Raw genomic sequence first — 1020 nt, forward strand, 5'->3', positions numbered from 1 at the left:
ACTGTTCGGGCGGCACGTCTTTGTAGCCGACCTTGAATTTCGATTTGACCGCGCTCCATAACGTAATCGCCAAAGCCTTCTGCTTCTCGAACGGCACGGATTGGAGCAGGATATTGTGCAGGGCTTTGACTTCCGCCTGTTGCTCGTGGGTTAAACCTGACGGCAGGGCTTTGCGCGGTGCTTGCGGTTTCAGACGGCCTGATACTTCATCTTCCAATACATCCAGCACCCAGCGGCGGAACTCTTTGGCTACTTTGGTTCGTGCCAACATACCGAGCAGGTGGCAGCCGCGCAGGCTGAATACACGCACCTGCTGTTTGCCGCCTGCGGTGGGCAGTTCGATAACTTGGGTCATGCTGTCGGTAAATTCGTCGGCGTTGCGGTTGTAGAGATTGACAATATCGGCTGCTGGATTTTTGTATCCCAAGGCGCTTGCAACTTGCAAGCCCCTTAGCCAAGGCTGGCCGTGGATGTCGGTAATTTGGAAATTGATATCTTTAAAAGAAAGAGATAATGCGTTCATGATGAACTCCTGTAAGTTTAAAGGTTTTAGGAATACCCAAATTGGGCGGGGGTGTCCTAACGCACTTACAGTAGCGTCCGGGGCATTGCTGCTACCCGCACCCCCATAACTTGAAATCTGTCGCAACCAAGGAAACGGAAATGCGGCAAACAATATGATGGGAGTAGATACGAAAAATCGCGCAACAGGCGCGTTTTCTGTTGTAAGTTTGTTAGGAAACCCCATCATAAACAAAACCCCCTGCGAATGCAAGGGGTTTTATCTTTGAAACCGAAGCGAAACCCCGCAAAGGCGCGAATCTTTGCGGGGGTTCTGTATTCAAACCCTTATCAGACAAGGATTCAAACTTGATTAAGTATAACCCAAAACACCAAGTAAAGGTAGGTGGAAACATGAACACGACAGATGCAGGAATCGTAGGGAAACGGCTGGCGGCCGCCGCGCTGATTTTCGCCACACTTATGGGTTTGGCGGCCGTTATCGCGGCAGCGGCGGAG

Annotated in this window: 1 protein-coding gene; it reads right to left on the bottom strand. The window is 51.1% G+C overall.

Annotation, left to right across the window (positions count from 1 at the left end):
- A partial coding sequence (locus KEM39_RS11360) for a Bro-N domain-containing protein (protein ID WP_211710073.1) occupies positions 1 to 523 on the bottom strand: 523 nt, incomplete at its 3' end.
- Between the last annotated feature and the right edge of the window lie 497 nt (positions 524 to 1020).

Source organism: Neisseria sp. Marseille-Q1983, from assembly GCF_018224585.1.
Classification (GTDB): domain Bacteria; phylum Pseudomonadota; class Gammaproteobacteria; order Burkholderiales; family Neisseriaceae; genus Neisseria; species Neisseria polysaccharea.